Origin of the sequence: Rufibacter hautae, assembly GCF_008271695.1 — a bacterium.
GTDB classification, from domain to species: Bacteria; Bacteroidota; Bacteroidia; order Cytophagales; family Hymenobacteraceae; genus Nibribacter; species Nibribacter hautae.
On record NZ_VKKY01000003.1, the window covers coordinates 739,097 to 754,402 of the forward strand.

11 protein-coding genes are annotated in these 15,306 nt (G+C 41.6%); all 11 read left to right on the top strand.

The window, feature by feature from the left end; all coding sequences use genetic code 11:
• The first annotated feature begins 17 nt into the window (after positions 1-17).
• The gene (locus FOA19_RS19510; RefSeq protein ID WP_149092516.1) at positions 18-1,370 is read left to right on the top strand and encodes a UDP-glucose dehydrogenase family protein; all 1,353 of its coding nucleotides are present in this window, start codon (positions 18-20) and stop codon (positions 1,368-1,370) included.
• A 42-nt stretch (positions 1,371-1,412) separates the two neighbouring features.
• Positions 1,413-2,390 carry a UDP-glucuronic acid decarboxylase family protein gene (locus FOA19_RS19515; protein ID WP_149092517.1) on the top strand — a complete coding sequence of 326 codons (978 nt, stop codon included), beginning with the start codon at positions 1,413-1,415 and terminating at the stop codon, positions 2,388-2,390.
• A gap of 486 nt (positions 2,391-2,876) precedes the next feature.
• Entirely contained in the window at positions 2,877-4,784 is a 1,908-nt protein-coding gene (gene asnB / locus FOA19_RS19520) for an asparagine synthase (glutamine-hydrolyzing) (RefSeq protein WP_149093136.1), read from the top strand.
• Positions 4,785-4,840: 56 nt separating this feature from the next.
• Positions 4,841-6,193 carry a UDP-glucose dehydrogenase family protein gene (locus FOA19_RS19525; protein ID WP_149092518.1) on the top strand — a complete coding sequence of 451 codons (1,353 nt, stop codon included), beginning with the start codon at positions 4,841-4,843 and terminating at the stop codon, positions 6,191-6,193.
• Position 6,194: 1 nt separating this feature from the next.
• A complete protein-coding gene (locus tag FOA19_RS19530; RefSeq protein WP_149092519.1) occupies positions 6,195-7,169 on the top strand; it encodes a UDP-glucuronic acid decarboxylase family protein in 975 nt (324 codons plus the stop codon).
• Positions 7,170-7,277: 108 nt separating this feature from the next.
• Complete coding sequence (locus FOA19_RS19535) at positions 7,278-8,696, top strand: lipopolysaccharide biosynthesis protein (protein WP_190300476.1); 1,419 nt, start codon at positions 7,278-7,280, stop codon at positions 8,694-8,696.
• Between the two features lie 30 nt (positions 8,697-8,726).
• Positions 8,727-9,824: a glycosyltransferase family 4 protein gene (locus tag FOA19_RS19540; RefSeq protein ID WP_149092521.1), complete on the top strand. Its 1,098-nt coding sequence runs from the start codon at positions 8,727-8,729 to the stop codon at positions 9,822-9,824.
• 30 nt (positions 9,825-9,854) lie between these two features.
• Positions 9,855-10,925: a glycosyltransferase family A protein gene (locus tag FOA19_RS19545; protein ID WP_190300477.1), complete on the top strand. Its 1,071-nt coding sequence runs from the start codon at positions 9,855-9,857 to the stop codon at positions 10,923-10,925.
• Positions 10,926-10,988: 63 nt separating this feature from the next.
• Positions 10,989-11,867: an N-acetylneuraminate synthase family protein gene (locus FOA19_RS19550; RefSeq protein WP_149092523.1), complete on the top strand. Its 879-nt coding sequence runs from the start codon at positions 10,989-10,991 to the stop codon at positions 11,865-11,867.
• Between the two features lie 42 nt (positions 11,868-11,909).
• Positions 11,910-13,058, top strand: a complete 1,149-nt coding sequence (locus tag FOA19_RS19555) for an acylneuraminate cytidylyltransferase (RefSeq protein ID WP_149092524.1) — start codon at positions 11,910-11,912, stop codon at positions 13,056-13,058.
• Positions 13,059-13,114: 56 nt separating this feature from the next.
• A complete protein-coding gene (locus FOA19_RS19560; RefSeq protein ID WP_149092525.1) occupies positions 13,115-14,344 on the top strand; it encodes a polysialyltransferase family glycosyltransferase in 1,230 nt (409 codons plus the stop codon).
• The last annotated feature ends 962 nt before the right edge of the window (positions 14,345-15,306 follow it).

A 15,306-nucleotide genomic window follows, 5' to 3' on the forward strand; every position in this document is an offset into this window, starting at 1 on the left:
ATTCTAATATATCTATTATGAGAATCGCAGTAGTAGGCACAGGGTACGTAGGCCTGGTGACGGGCACGTGTTTCGCGGAGGTGGGCATCGACGTGACGTGCATCGACGTGAACGTCAAGAAGATCGAGGACCTGAAACAAGGTATTTTGCCCATCTACGAGCCGGGCCTGGAGGAGATGGTGCTCCGCAACGTGGAGAAGGGGCGGTTGCAGTTTTCCACGGACCTGGCCTCGGCGATCCAGGGCTGCGACGCGGCCTTCATCGCGGTGGGCACCCCGCCCGGCGAGGACGGCTCGGCGGACCTGAAGTACGTGCTGGGCGTGGCCCGGGAGATCGGCCAGCACATGGACGACTACCTGGTCGTGGTGACCAAGAGCACCGTGCCGGTGGGCACGGCCCAGAAGGTGAAGCAGGCAGTGGCAGAAGAACTGGAGAAGAGAAACTCCAGCCTTTCCTTCGACGTGGCCTCGAACCCCGAGTTCCTCAAGGAGGGCGCCGCGATCGACGACTTCCTCAAGCCCGACCGGATCGTGATCGGGGTGGAGAGCGAGCAGGCCGAGGAGGTGATGCGCAAATTGTACAAGCCGTTCCTTTTGAACGGGCACCCGATCATCTTCATGGACGTGCCCTCGGCGGAGATGACCAAGTACGCGGCCAACTCGATGCTGGCCACCAAGATCAGCTTCATGAACGACATCGCCAACCTGTGCGAGCTGATGGGGGCGGACGTGAACATGGTGCGCCGCGGCATCGGCTCGGACTCGCGCATCGGCAACAAGTTCATCTACCCGGGCATCGGCTACGGCGGCTCCTGCTTCCCCAAGGACGTGAAGGCGCTGATAAAGACGGCCCAGGAGAACGGCTATGAGATGCAGATCCTGCAAGCGGTGGAGAGCGTGAACGAGAACCAGAAGGAGGTGCTCTTCAACAAGGTGATGCGGCACTTCTCAGGCGACATCAGCGGGAAGACCTTCGCGCTGTGGGGGCTCTCCTTCAAGCCCAAGACCGACGACATGCGCGAGGCGCCCTCGCTGGTGATCATCGACAAGCTCCTCGCGGAGGGCGCCTCTGTGGTGGCCTACGACCCGGTAGCCATCAAAGAGGCCCGGCACATGATCGGGGAGAACGATAAGGTCCAATACGCCAAGGACGAGTACGAGGCCCTCATCGACGCCGACGCGCTGCTGATCGTGACCGAGTGGCCCGAGTTCCGCTCGCCCAATTTCCAGGTCATCGGCAAGCTGCTGAAAAGCAGGGTCATCATCGACGGCCGCAACATCTACGAGGCCAAGGAGCTGCAGGAGCTGGGCTTCTGCTACTACGGCATCGGGGTGAAGGAGGTGCTGCCCATCGTGGAGACCACGAACTAAAAGACAGAGAAGACACTAAAAAGACGCTACTTCAAGGCTATAATGGCAAAAACGGATAGAAAACGCGTGCTCATCACCGGCGCCGCCGGTTTCCTCGGCTCGCACCTGTGCGACCGCTTCATCAAGGAGGGCTACCACGTGATCGGGATGGACAACCTGATCACCGGGGACCTCAAAAACATCGAGCACCTATTCAAATTAGGGCAGTTCGAGTTCTACCACCACGACGTGTCCAAGTACGTGCACGTGCCGGGCGAGCTGGACTACATCCTGCACTTCGCCTCGCCGGCCTCGCCCATCGACTACCTCAAGATCCCGATCCAGACGCTGAAGGTGGGGTCCCTGGGCACGCACAACCTGCTGGGGCTGGCGCGGGCGAAGGGCGCGCGGATGCTGATCGCCTCCACCTCGGAGGTGTACGGCGACCCGGAGGTGCACCCGCAGGTGGAGGAGTACTGGGGGAACGTGAACCCCGTCGGTCCCCGCGGCTGCTACGACGAGGCCAAGCGCTTCCAGGAGGCCATCACCATGGCCTACCATATGCACCACGGCCTGGAGACGCGCATCGTCAGGATCTTCAACACCTACGGGCCCAGGATGCGCCTCAACGACGGCCGCGTGCTGCCCGCCTTCATGGGCCAGGCGCTCAGGGGCGAGGAATTGTCCATCTTCGGGGACGGCTCCCAGACGCGCTCCTTCTGCTACGTGGACGACTTGGTGGAGGGCATCTACCGGCTGCTCTTGAGCGACTACGCCCTGCCGGTGAACATCGGCAACCCCTCGGAGGTGACCATCAGGGAGTTCGCCGAGGAGATCTGCAAGCTGACGGGCGTGGAGCTGAAGCTGGGCTACCAGCCCCTGCCCGAGAACGACCCGCAGAAACGCAGGCCGGATATCTCCAAGGCCAAGGCCCTGCTGGGCTGGGAGCCCCAGGTCTCCCGGGCGGAGGGCCTCAAAAGGACCCTGGAGTACTTCCGGGAGAACGTCCACGCGGAAGAGGTCGAGCATCGGGCGTTTTAGAACTCTTTTTCAAAAAAATAGGCTGAAAAGGGTTTGCTACCAAGAGGTGGCAAACCCTTTTTTTTATTAATGAACAACTGTTTCATGTTGAAAGATTAGGGAGCCAGCAGCGCCACAAAGTTCAGGATGGATGTCTCAAAGATGAGTTTCTTTAAGAGGGTTACTGTTTGCTTTTTGGCCTGTTTAAAGGATATCCTAATGATCCAACTAGAACAAAGTTCAATGCAGAGGACGGTTCTGGGTGAAGATATTTGAAATTGTTTTGCTTGGATTAATTATAAAATTAACAAAAAACACAAATGGTGATATAAAAAGTTAAAACCAAGGATAAATCCTTAACAATTTGTTTTTTGTTTGTTAAGTGGTTGGTTATTAATTATTTGCTTTTGTTTTAAGGCTTCAGGTAGAAATGCATTTGAGTGGAGAAGTATAATCTATCCGATATAGTAAAACCATCTCAAGGATATGTCGTACCTTTGCGGCAATATGTGCGGTATATCAGGAATCTACGCTTTTACTCAGGAGGGCCGGTTGGCCCTCGAACGTTTACCAGACTCAACTGACGCGCTTCAACTGCGCGGCCCAGACTCCGGCGGGCATTTTACCCACGGAAACGTAGGGTTAGGCCATCGGCGACTATCCATCATTGACGTAAGTGATGTGGCATGTCAGCCCATGCATACAGAAAATGAGCGCTATACCATTGTCTTCAACGGCGAAATCTTTAACTATCAGGAGCTTAAAAAGCAACTTGTAGACAAAGGGTATTCCTTCTTTTCGCAGTCAGATACCGAGGTATTGCTGAAATACTACATAGAAGAAGGACCTTCGTTTCTCAAGAAACTGAATGGCTTTTTCGCCTTTGCCATCTACGACAAAGAGGAGGATACCTTGTTTGTAGCCCGGGACCGGTATGGCGTTAAGCCCCTCCTGATGTTCCAGGACGAGGATAGACTGGTGTTTGCGTCTGAGATGAAGTCCTTGCTGGCCTTCGGGATACCGCGCAAACTGGATTATGCCTCATTGTACGAGTACCTTCAGCTAAATTACATCCCCGGACCTGCTTCCATTTTCAAAGGTGTCAAAAAACTGATGCCGGGCCATTATTTCATGGTGGGGAAGAAGGGCAAAGTGGAGATAAAGCGGTGGTACAAGATTCCGTACGATGAGAAAAAGGTAAAGCACAACACGCTCTCCTATGAGGCACAGCAGAAAAAACTGGTAGACCTGATGGACGGTGCGGTGCAGCGCCGCATGATCTCTGATGTTCCTTTGGGAGCGTTCCTGAGCGGCGGAATTGATTCTTCGGCGATTGTGGCCTTGGCTTCCCGTCATACACAACATCTGAATACCTTCTCCATCGGGTACAAAGACGAGCCCTTCTTTGACGAGACCAAGTACGCCAAATTGGTGGCCGATAAATACAAGACCAACCACACGGTCTTCTCGCTTACGAACAATGACCTATACGATCATCTGTTCCGAGCCCTCGATTACATAGATGAGCCATTCGCTGATTCATCAGCCCTGGCTGTAAATATCCTAAGCCACTATACTCGCCAGAAAGTGACCGTTGCCTTGTCAGGTGACGGCGCTGATGAGCTTTTTGCCGGCTATAACAAGCACATGGCCGAGTACAAAGTCCGTCAAGGCGGATTTGCCGCCGAAGCAGTGGCCGCTTTGCTGCCGGTTTGGGAAATGATGCCCAAATCCAGGAACTCTTCCTTCGGTAACCGCATGCGGCAGTTTCAAAGGTTTGGTGAGGGCATGAACCTTTCCGCTAAGGACCGGTACTGGCGCTGGGCTTCCTTCGCCACCGAAGAAGACGCCAAATCCTTACTCAGCGGCAAATCCAAAAAGATACTTTCCAAGGATGTCTACAAAAAGCGTCGCCAAAAGATTTTAAGTCACCTTTCCCAAAAAGGGGACATAAACGAGGTGCTCTTAACCGATATGCAACTCGTGTTGCCAAATGACATGCTCACCAAGGTGGATCTGATGTCGATGGCCAACAGCTTAGAGGTACGTACTCCTTTCCTGGATTACAAAGTGGTCAACTTCGCCTTCTCTTTGCCCCAGTCCTCCAAGATTGATGGCGGCATGAAGAAGAAGATCGTGCAGGATGCCTTCCGCGAGATGTTGCCTGCTGAATTGTACAAACGCCCGAAGCACGGTTTTGAGGTTCCTTTGCTAAAATGGTTCCAAAACGAGTTGCGGCCTATGATTATGGATGACCTTCTTTCGGACTCCTTTATAGAAGCCCAGGGAATTTTTAACCTTAAAGAGATTCAGCGGTTGAAAGCTCAGCTATTCTCTAAAAATCCAGGCGACATCCATGCCCGCATTTGGGCGTTGGTAGTGTTCCAGCACTGGTGGAAAAAGTGGATGGCATAAGAGTTTCTACCATTAACCTTTATTTCTAGAACAATCTTAATTTTTAAATTTCTCCCATGAAAATTGCAGTTGTAGGAACAGGCTATGTAGGCTTGGTGACAGGTACTTGCTTCGCTGAAGTAGGTATAGATGTAACTTGTATTGATGTCAATGTCAAAAAGATTGAGGATTTAAAGCAAGGTATTTTGCCTATCTACGAGCCGGGGCTGGAGGAGATGGTGATGCGGAACGTTGCAAAAGACAGACTGCATTTCACTACAGATTTAGCTACTGCCATTCAGGGATGTGATGCAGCTTTTATTGCTGTTGGTACCCCTCCAGGTGAAGATGGTTCTGCTGACCTGAAATATGTATTGGGTGTGGCCCGGGAGATCGGTCAGCACATGAACGACTACCTGGTAGTGGTGACCAAGAGCACAGTGCCGGTGGGCACGGCCCAGAAAGTAAAACAGGCTGTGACAGGAGAATTGGAAAAGAGAGGTTTTAACCTAACTTTTGACGTGGCTTCGAACCCCGAGTTCCTGAAAGAAGGTGCTGCTATTGACGACTTCCTCAAGCCAGATAGAATTGTCATAGGAGTTGAGAGTGAGCAAGCCGAGGAAGTGATGCGCAAGCTCTACAAACCGTTCCTCTTGAATGGCCACCCCATTATTTTTATGGACGTTCCTTCGGCGGAGATGACCAAATATGCGGCCAATTCGATGCTCGCCACCAAAATCAGCTTCATGAATGACATCGCCAACCTGTGCGAGATCATGGGCGCAGATGTAAATATGGTGCGCCGTGGCATAGGTAGCGATAGCCGCATTGGTAATAAATTCATCTACCCAGGCATAGGTTATGGAGGCTCTTGCTTCCCTAAAGATGTGAAAGCCTTGATCAAAACTGCGGCAGAGAATGGATATCAGATGCAGATACTGCAGGCAGTAGAAACTGTGAACGAGAACCAGAAAGAAGTCCTTTTCAATAAAGTGATGAAGCACTTTGGAGGGGATCTTGCTGGTAAAACCTTTGCGCTATGGGGGCTTTCCTTCAAGCCTAAAACAGATGATATGCGTGAGGCTCCTTCATTGGTCATTATTGAAAAGCTTTTGGCAGAGGGTGCTAGTGTGAAAGCGTATGATCCAGTAGCCATAAAAGAGGCGCAGCATATGATTGGGGAGAACGACAGGGTGGAATACGCCAAGGACGAGTACGAGGCCCTCATCGACGCCGACGCGCTGCTGATTGTGACCGAGTGGCCCGAGTTCCGCTCGCCCAACTTCCAGGTCATCGGCAAACTGCTAAAAAATAAGGTTATCATAGACGGCCGCAACATCTATGAGGCAAAGGAACTTCAGGAACAGGGCTTTGCTTATTATGGTATAGGCGTCCAAGAAGTACAACCAGTAACAGAAATAACAAACTAAAATGGCAGAAGATAGAAAACGAATTCTTATAACTGGTGGTGCTGGCTTTTTAGGTTCACATTTGTGTGATCGGTTTATAAAAGAAGGATACCATGTTATTGCAATGGATAACCTTATTACCGGAGACCTGCGGAACATTGAGCACCTGTTTAAATTAGAGCAGTTTGAATTTTATAACCACGATGTGTCTAAGTATGTGCACGTGCCGGGTCACTTAGATTATATCCTTCATTTTGCTTCTCCAGCCTCACCAATTGACTACCTTAAGATTCCAATCCAGACCTTAAAAGTAGGATCTCTGGGTACTCATAATCTCTTAGGCTTGGCAAAGTCTAAAGGTGCACGCATGCTTATTGCTTCTACTTCAGAAGTATACGGCGACCCAGAAGTGCATCCACAAGTTGAAGAATATTGGGGTAATGTGAATCCTGTAGGACCTCGGGGTTGTTATGACGAGGCTAAACGGTTCCAGGAAGCTATCACTATGGCCTACCATATGCATCACGGTTTGGAGACTCGCATTGTGCGAATCTTCAACACTTATGGTCCTCGCATGCGCCTCAACGACGGCAGAGTATTGCCCGCCTTCATGAGCCAAGCATTACGTGGCGAGGAGTTGTCAATTTTTGGAGATGGGTCTCAAACCCGCTCGTTCTGCTACGTGGATGACCTGGTGGAGGGCATTTACCGCTTGCTCCTGAGCGACTACGCTTTGCCAGTGAACATCGGCAATCCCTCAGAGGTGACCATAAAGGAGTTCGCCGAGGAAATCTGCAAATTGACTGGCGTAGAGCTAAAGTTGGGTTTCCAACCCCTGCCGGAGAACGACCCTCAGAAGCGACGTCCTGACATTACTAAGGCAAGGGCCATCTTGGGTTGGGAGCCCCACGTCTCCCGGGCCGAGGGGTTACGTAAGACTCTGGAGTACTTCCGGGAGACCGTTCACGCGGAAGAGGTCGAGCATCGGACGTTTTAAGCTTATTTTTATATAACAACCTTGAATGCGAGAAATTACTTATAAGGGTGTGTAACAATACAGTCTTTTTAGGTAATATTAGCTATAACGTTTTGAATAATATTGCAATTGGAATTTAAAAAAAATCTTTATGTTAATGTGCTAACCGTAGGGGGATATACCTACAGTACACAGGTTATTAGTTTTTTGTCTTCTATTGTTATTTCAAGACTATTGTTGCCAAGTGATTATGGCTTTTTTGCATTAATAACAGTGTTTACAGGGTTTGTAGGAATATTTACAAATGCGGGGTTTGGAGCAGCAGTCATAAGAAGTAATTACAATACTACTTATTACAAAGCTTTAAGAAATTTAAGTTTGTTGATGGGGGTAGTGATTTTTACAATTATGCTTCTTTTAGCATATCCTATTGCTTGGTTTTATAGGAATTCAAGTTTGGTATTACCAATAGTGGTTTTTTCCTTAGTATTTATCTTCAGACCATTATCAATAGTGCCCTCTGCTATATTGCGAAAAAATTTGAATTTTTCATATATAGGTAAAAGAGATCTCTTGTCTTCCTTAATCAGTGTTTTAATTACCATTATAATGGCTTATTTGAATTGTTCATACTGGTCATTGATTATTCCGCAAATTTTTGTAGCAATTTTGAATTTCTACTTTTTAGAATTGAAGGTTGGTTTAGGATATAAAATATATCCTTGGCAATATACAATTGTAGGGTATAAAAAAACAAAAAAATTGATTGGGAGTGTCTTAGGGTTTGATACAATAAATTACTGGGCTAGAAACGCTGATAATTTGATTATTGGAAAATGGTATGGAGCTGAAGAACTAGGTATTTATAATAGAGCTTATTCATTGTTAACCCTACCACTAAATATTGTTTCAGGAATTTTTGGCTCTGTATTGCTCCCTAGCTTAACTAAACTAAAACGTAGTGGAGGAGACATAAATAAAGAATACGAAGGGGTGTTGAACATAATTAGCCTTCTTGATTTTCCAATTGCATTTGTATTAATAGTTTTTCCAAAACAATTAGTTAGTTTTTTATGGGGGCCTAACTGGATTGCAGTTGCCGAGTTATTGCCTTATTTCGGATTGTTGCTGCTTACTCAGGGTTTAATTACAACAATTGGTAATATTTACTACTTATTAGGGAAGGAAAAAACTAATTTCTACGTAGGCGCTGTTAATGCAGTAATCCTAGTTTTAGGGATTGTAATTGGAGCATTCTATTCTATTGTTGATGTTGCTCGTGTTTATGCGCTTGTATATCTAAGTTTTAATGTGCCGATAAATTTATATTTTGGATTTGTCAAAAGTTTTGGATTTGATTGGAAATTTATAATAGTATTTTGGGTGCCTAAAGTATTGTTGTCATTAGTAATCTTGTTTTTACTTTGGAATAAATTAGATTATTATATTCCTTTTGTCCTTATGATTTATGGTATTACAATAGTGCTGAAAGTGCTTGAAGAAATAAAGGTAACGATAAGGTTTTTTGTAAAAAAAATACTTAGCTAATATTGTAATATCGAATTTAGTTGAATCTGTATGAAAATTTGCGTTGTTATTAGGACAAAGGCTCTTGAATATTCTGAAACTTTTATTCAATCACATATAAACAATTTGCATGCTGAAACTCTTTCAGTTCAGTCTTTTCCTGAATATATAATATCTAAAGGAGGAGATTTTGCAAAACAGCCCTTTATTAAGAGGTACATTAGAAACGCCTACCATACAGCTAAAAATGTATTATATGAAAAAAGAATAAAGGAGTTTCTTCTTGGAAACGGAATTGATATAGTACTTGCAGAGTATGGTATGACAGGCGTTAAGGTGATGCCTAGTTGTAAAAAATTAAATATTCCCCTAGTTGTTCACTTCCATGGGTATGATGCTTATAGAAAAGATATTTTAGATGAATTCAAGGAACAGTATAAGGAATTATTTTCTTATGCAAAGGCGTTAATTGTAGTATCTAAGGATATGAGAAATCAATTAATAAGCTTAGGAGCACCTTCTGATAAAATATTTTACAATGTATACGGAGTAGATACTGATCGATTTAGTGAAGCCAAAGTAAATTTGTCACCTAAGCAGCTAATAGCTGTCGGTAGATTTGTAGAAAAGAAAGCCCCATACCTTACAATATTATCTTTCCAAAAAGTGCTTGATAAAGTACCGGATGCTAAGTTGCTCATGGTAGGATCAGGTAACCTATACGATATTTGTAGTAAAATTGTAAAATCTCTTAAGCTGGAAAAAAGTGTTATGCTTTATCATTCACTTCCACATGAGGAGATTGCTCTATTAATGCAGGAGTCCCGAGCTTTTGTACAGCACTCGCTTATTCCTTTGTCTGGTGATTCTGAAGGAACTCCAAATACTATTTTGGAAGCACAAGCTTGTGGACTTCCTGTTGTAAGCACTTTTCATGCTGGTATAAAAGATATAGTTATTAATGGAGAGACGGGGTTTTTATTAGATGAGTGTGACATTACTACAATGGCTAAGTATATGACTAAATTGTTGGAAGATGCAGAGTTAGCTGCTAGCCTCGGAAGAAAAGGGCGCCTAAATATAGTTGCTAACTATACTATGGAAAAAAGTATTACAAATTTAAGAAAAATAATCGAAAGCTGTATTTAAAGCAAATTGCCAATATTTAGTCTTTGTAATGTGAATAGTCAATTAGTTAGTATAATCATCCCAAATTTCAACAGAGCTAAGATTATAAGTGAAACCTTGGATTCCATTTATAACCAAACGTATTCTAATTGGGAAGCAATAATTGTTGATGATGAGTCAAATGATTTAAGTCAAAATGTTGTTGAATCATTTGTTGAAAAAGATAAAAGATTCTTTTTTATCAAAAGGAGCAGAAGCCCTAAAGGAGCTCCTACTTGCAGGAATATTGGAATTGAGCATGCTAAAGGGAAATACATTATTTTTTTGGATTCAGATGATCTGTTAGCCCCTTACTGCTTGGAACAACGGGTAGACTATATGCAAAAAAATCAGAACCTTGATTTTGCTGTATTTCCTATGTTAGTTTTTACTAACAAACCAGGAGACTCTAATGTAATCTGGAATTCTTTAGATGAAAGAAATGATCTCCAAAGATTTCTGCATTTAGATTTGCCATGGCAGACTACTTCGCCAATTTGGAAAAGCGAATCTTTGATTAAAGTTGGTTTATGGGATGAGCTTGCCATGAATTGGCAAGATTGGGATTTTCACATAAGAGCTTTAGTAGCTAACTGTGTTTATGCAAAGGTTAAAGTCCTGCCAGATTGTTTTTTAAGGCGTAATGTTGATGTTTCAAGAATTAGTGAACATAATATCACATTGCAAAGGTTTAAATCTAGAATTAGATTATTTGAGAAGATATTAGCTTTAATTACTTCAGTTTCAACTTTACAATTAACTTATAAGAATGTTTTTGCAGGCCATTTTATAAAAATAATGGAGCAAATAATTGTAAATAGAGTTCCAATAAGGATTACCACTGTATTAGATATAGTTAATAAATATAAACTAGTTAATAAATACTATGAATATATCGTTTGGTTATATCTTTTAGTATTTAGGTTTTTTTCAAACAATAGATTTACCATCATAAGAAGTGGTCTTTATAAGGCTATCCGGTACATTTTACCTCCTTCCATTCTTGAAACAGGTTCTACACATTTTAAAGTCAAATTGAAAGATGAGGAGATGGCAGAAGTAAAAAAATATCTTTTTAAATAGTAAACTTTAAGTCTTCGTGCTTAATTTTAAATTTTGTTTCAAATACTACTTAAACTTCATAATATGTTTGATTTTAACTACAGTGCTCCAAAAGTTATAGCTGAAATTGGTTGTAACCATATGGGAAGTATGGAAATTGCTAAAGAGCTAATACAACTAGCTAAGGAATGCAAATCTGATTATGCTAAATTCCAGAAAAGGAATAATCTGGAACTTTTAACAGAAGAACAATACAATGCGCCCCATCCAAATCCGGCTAACTCTTATGGAGATACATATGGTGCGCATAGAGAATACCTTGAGTTTACAAAAGAGCAACATCAGGAGCTTAAGGATTATTGCGAGAAGATTGGTATTGGTTACTCTACATCAGTTTGGGATGTGATTTCTGCTAATGAAATCATTGAGTTAAATCCAGATTTTATAAAAGTGCCATCTGCTTGCAATAACAATTACGCAATGTTGCAAGTGCTCAGAGATACCTATAAAGGAGAAATCCATATTTCCTTTGGTATGACAACTCAAGAAGAAGAGGAAGAAGTTGTGCGTTTCTTTGAAGAAACAAATGCAGCAAAAGATCGGCTAGTAATATATTCCTGCACCTCTGGGTATCCAGTTCCATTTGATAATGTATGTTTATTAGAGATTAACAGACTCTATGAGAGGTTTGGAGATAGAGTGAAGACCATTGGTTTTTCAGGACACCATTTAGGTATAGCTATTGACAATGCTGCTTTCACTTTAGGTGCAAATTGGATTGAGCGCCATTTCACCAAAGATAGAACCTGGAAAGGTACTGATCATGCTGCCTCTCTGGAGCCTACTGGTTTCAAAAAACTTGTTAGAGATTTGAATGCTACATACCAAGCTCTTAGTTTCAAAGAAGAAGAAATTTTGGAAATTGAGAAAGTGCAAAGAGCAAAACTTAAAAATCAAAAATAATCTGAAATCCCCTCGTAAGAGGGGATTCTCTTTTCTTTTAAAATGAAAACTGTTGCAGTAATTCCTGCCCGAGGTGGCAGTAAGTCTATACCATTAAAGAATATCAAAAGTTTCTGTGGTAAACCTTTGATATATTGGAATTTAAAAGCTTTAGAAGACGCATCCAGGATTGATAAAGTTTATGTTGCAACTGACAGTGACAAAATAGAAGAGGTGGTGTTGGGATTTGGCTTTAGTAAGGCTGAAATCTTTAGACGTTCAGATGCAAACGCTCAGGATACCTCTTCCACCGAATCAGTTCTTTTGGAATTCATTTCTAAAGAAGGTTTTTCAGAAGATACTGCCATTATATTAGTGCAAGCTACTTCCCCCCTTACCCAGGCTGAAGATTTTGACAAAGCAATAGGTAAATATGAGGCAGAAGAGTTTGATTCCTTGTTAACATGTGCCCGTATCAAGCGATTTGTTTGGAGTGCAGATGGGGCTCCAATCAACTACAATTATTTGAGCAGACCTAGACGCCAAGATTTTGAAGGCCTTTTGCTTGAAAATGGGGCTTTCTATATAAACACTGTCGGAAATATTAAGCGAGAGAGGAACAGGCTTAGTGGTAAAATAGGTATTTATGAAATGCCTGAGTACACTTCAACTGAGTTAGACGAAGACGATGATTGGATTGTAGTGGAAATGCTCATGCAAAAGCATTTTTCAAAGAACCTGAGCAAACCTAAAATCAAAATGTTCCTTTCTGATATAGATGGTGTGTTGACAGATGCAGGCATGTATTATAGTGAGCATGGAGATGAGTTGAAGAAGTTCTGTACCTATGATGGAAAAGGGTTTGAGTTGTTGCGAAATGCTGGAATTAAAACAGGAGTAGTGACTGCTGAAAATAGACAATTAAATCAGAATAGAGCAGAAAAGTTAAAGCTTGACTTTGTTTATCAGGGTGTTAGTGATAAGCTTTCTGTTGTAAAAAAGTTATGCGAGCAGGAAGGAATTTCATTAGATGAGGTCGCTTATATAGGTGATGATTTAAATGATATAGAGCTACTTAACAATGTTGGTGTGCCTGCAACTCCAAGTAATGCATTTGCAAAGGTTAAACAAATACCTAATATCCTTTTATTAAATAAAAAAGGTGGAGAAGGGGCTGTAAGAGAGTTTGTAGAAATACTTTTAGGCTTGTAGCAGCCAATTTAATTAAGAATGTATAATAAGCTTCCTCTTTTATCCTAGGGATATCCATGAATGAAAAACCAAATTTACTTGTAGTCTGCGACTATAATAGAAAAGATTTCTTAGACTTATTCAAGGTATGTAAACAAGATTTTAATTTCTATTTTATTGAATATGCCTCTAAAAATGAAGTAAAAAATGAGGCATATAAAGAGTATGGGCAAATCTTGTTTTGGAAAGATTATAATGATGCATTTGATTTACTAGATAAAATAAATCCTTGTAAGGTGATTTTCTTCTTTATAGAAAGTTATAACCATGTGGCACTAAATGTGGCGTGTAAGGAGAGAAGTATTATAACTTGCCACTTGGAACATGGATTCAGAGATTATGAGTTAAAAGCTTCTTTAGAAAAAATCACAAGCTTACATAAGACAAAGAAACATCTTTACCTACTAGATGTGTTATCTAACTTTTTGGTCAAAGCTAAAACACGGCTGTTTTTTAAGCGAACTGTACAGAAAGTTAGCAGTGAACCAAAGGAGTTCTTAGAGAGGTATTATGCAGTTAGAAGCAAAAATTCAATATTTAACACGTTTAAATTAATCAATTCTTCTTATAGAACTGCAGACCTTTATATTTCATTTAGTCCAAAAATTTACAAAGCGCATCAACTCGCTGACCATTTAGAGGAGAACCAGAAAGTAGTTTTTATTGGGCTTCCCTCATTTGACCAATGGTCTGATCTTCAGTCATCTTCTCAACGTCTTAAAGCAGTTTTGTTTATCGATCAAGCTTTTGTGAAGCAAGGATTGCTAGGGTGGACTAAATCCTATAAAGAACGCTTTGTTTCTAAACTTACCGAGGAATGTGGAAAAGCGGGATATATATTATTTGCAAAGATTCATCCACTAGAAGAGCCTAGTGGGTGGGATACACTGCAAAGTCAGGGTAAATTAAAACTTATTGATAATGATGGGTTTTCAGAGTTAGTTTCTAAGGTAGAAGTGGTGATGGGATTTTACTCTACATTGCTAATGCCCTTGGTGGCATTTCCTCACACTACCATCATTACACTTGAGAATCATCCGGTTGATGAGGTTTTTCCATCAAAGTTTTTAGTGGATAGTGGCGTTGGACATCCAGTTTATCAAATTGAGAATTTGTCGCAAGTACTAAGTTCAATTGATGAATTACATAAAAGTCAGCTTTTAAATAAAAAGAGTTTCATAGAAAACTGGATGTTTAAGCTGGATGGAAAAGCAGGTGAAAGACTTAGGGAAGTTTTGTTGAGTTAGCAATGAGTTTAAAGTTATTTAAATCTTTTGTAATCTATAGAGTTGCTGGATTTTTTGGAGCGGCGGCTAACTTCCTGGTTTTGCCCATCTTTTTTAGGTATCCTACTCTAGAGGATTATTTAATTTAAACAATATATAATTCTTATTTTTTTACTTTGGTTCCCTTAATTGGTTGTTTTTTTTCTGATTATTTATCTGTAGAATATTACCTTATAAAAGATGAATAAAGAGTATGCTTCTTTGTTTTCTTCTGTACAAGTTATTCCACTTTTTCCTTTTGTTTTGTTTCTGATAGCTTCAATATTATTTAATAAACCCCTAGAGAGTTTGCTAAATATTCAAGCAGTTTCTGAAAATTTGCGTTATGGCTTTATTAACTATATATATTATTAGTTTCTCTGTCTTCTTAGTATTTAGAAAAAAGCCACACATTATATTGTTTTCATTTTTTCTAAAGCAATACCTGAAATTTTATTGTTACTCCTTCTTTTAGTTAAATACCACTTAGGATGGCATGGGAGAATATATGCTTGGTTTATTTCTACAAGTGTTTATTTCGTTTTTTTTCAATTGTGTACCTCTAAAGAGAAAAAATAATAACATTTGATACTAAAAAGAAATATTATTTTGTATGAATTTTTTATGTGATGCCCTTAATTCTTTATATAATAAATAGATTTGTTATCAGCAATTCAGATAGAATTTTAATGGCAAATACTATAGGGATAGCAGATGTTGGTTTTCATGTCATGGCAGTTCAAATATCTAGTGTCCTTTTTATATTTGTAAACATTTTATAAAAGATATATACACCTTATGTTTATGAAAGGTTAGCTAAGTTGATTAAGTAAAAAAGGTATAAATCCTTCAGCTTAGTTATGCTTTTTAGCGTGTTTATTGATCGGAATTTTTATTATTTTGATGGGAAGCCCAATTTTGTTTGGATCTATTGTTAATGAAAA

What these genes read in the sequence shown, in the direction of transcription:
- FOA19_RS19510 (WP_149092516.1), top strand. Translation starts at nt 18, where the DNA reads ATGAGAATCGCAGTAGTAGGCACAGGGTACGTAGGCCTGGTGACGGGC.
- FOA19_RS19515 (WP_149092517.1), top strand. Translation starts at nt 1,413, where the DNA reads ATGGCAAAAACGGATAGAAAACGCGTGCTCATCACCGGCGCCGCCGGT.
- asnB (WP_149093136.1), top strand. Translation starts at nt 2,877, where the DNA reads ATGTGCGGTATATCAGGAATCTACGCTTTTACTCAGGAGGGCCGGTTG.
- FOA19_RS19525 (WP_149092518.1), top strand. Translation starts at nt 4,841, where the DNA reads ATGAAAATTGCAGTTGTAGGAACAGGCTATGTAGGCTTGGTGACAGGT.
- FOA19_RS19530 (WP_149092519.1), top strand. Translation starts at nt 6,195, where the DNA reads ATGGCAGAAGATAGAAAACGAATTCTTATAACTGGTGGTGCTGGCTTT.
- FOA19_RS19540 (WP_149092521.1), top strand. Translation starts at nt 8,727, where the DNA reads ATGAAAATTTGCGTTGTTATTAGGACAAAGGCTCTTGAATATTCTGAA.
- FOA19_RS19550 (WP_149092523.1), top strand. Translation starts at nt 10,989, where the DNA reads ATGTTTGATTTTAACTACAGTGCTCCAAAAGTTATAGCTGAAATTGGT.
- FOA19_RS19555 (WP_149092524.1), top strand. Translation starts at nt 11,910, where the DNA reads ATGAAAACTGTTGCAGTAATTCCTGCCCGAGGTGGCAGTAAGTCTATA.
- FOA19_RS19560 (WP_149092525.1), top strand. Translation starts at nt 13,115, where the DNA reads ATGAATGAAAAACCAAATTTACTTGTAGTCTGCGACTATAATAGAAAA.